1 protein-coding gene is annotated in these 1,043 nt (G+C 56.7%); it reads left to right on the top strand.

From position 1 onward, the window contains the following. The coding region (locus AC1DT2_RS24325) for a hypothetical protein (protein WP_477299307.1) at positions 1–552 on the top strand (552 nt) is incomplete at its 5' end. Between the last annotated feature and the right edge of the window lie 491 nt (positions 553–1,043).

The raw sequence follows: 1,043 nt of genomic DNA, 5'->3' as shown, positions 1-1,043 counted from the left end.
CAGATAAACGACCTGATGATCGGCATCACCACAAAGGTCGTCGACTCCATGCTCTCGGTCATTGAACAGTGCGGCCCGGATGAGGGTGCCGCGTATCGCAAAGCCGCAGCTCGTGCGATGGGGCCGATATACTCCGATGTGCTATTTCCCTTGTGGGCCGAGCACCCTGAGCTCAGGCCCAAGCACATGCGGGAGGGTGCTGAAACTGGACCGAGCACGCGAAAAGAAACGGACGCGGCCGCCCGCACTTATGGACCAGATCTCACCGAGGATGAGGATGTATCGCCTTCCGAGTCGAGCGCTCGCCGCAAGATAGGTAAGAACGACGTACTCACCAATAACTTCATCGTGGAATACGACAAAGATCGTCGGCACCTGTGCGTCTACACCGTTCACGACGGAGTTCGAGACGACAATTCTGTTCGTCTACGCATGGACTCCTTGCTTGAGAAGGGAAAGGATCATGCCGCCCAATGGCTGGGGGAATGTATTTTCCTGTATGTACCCGCTTTGCGTCGCGAGCTGTACGGCCTCGATCTAGACGATCAGTGAGCTAGCAGGCGCGCAGTGACGAGGTCTCCCGGGCGGTTCCCGGGCGTTAAGGAAACATGCGGAGCGTGATTCGCAAGCAATGCGTGTAGTTCACTTTGGACCGCGTCATTTTTAGCTTCCAGCGAATCGTTTCGGCTCAGAGAATTCGCTGAGCTGCACCGGTAGCAGTGACCATTCTGCTGCGACGGTTGCCACCCATCCGGCGGCCAGGCTTGACCATCTGCCGCCGCTGTCCGAGGACTGATCCTTCCCTGAATATGACGAATGCATATCGCTTCATCGATCCTCTCGGCCTTGTCTCAATGTGCCGCGCGGTGACGATGAGCCATCTTGCCGCAACGCGACGGAATGGCATCTTGAACTAGCAGGACTTGACGACGCGTATCAGGTTAAGTCTGACTATGGCGCAGCACCAAACTCACACTTCGACCTATGTGCATGTGACGATGGTTCGATTGTGATCAAGCCCGTAGGCACCTGCGGCATCGGTG

It is taken from the genome of Luteibacter sp. P4_E6, from assembly GCF_056401535.1.
Note: the sequence above shows the minus strand (reverse complement) of the source record. Positions and strands in the feature narration are given on the sequence as shown.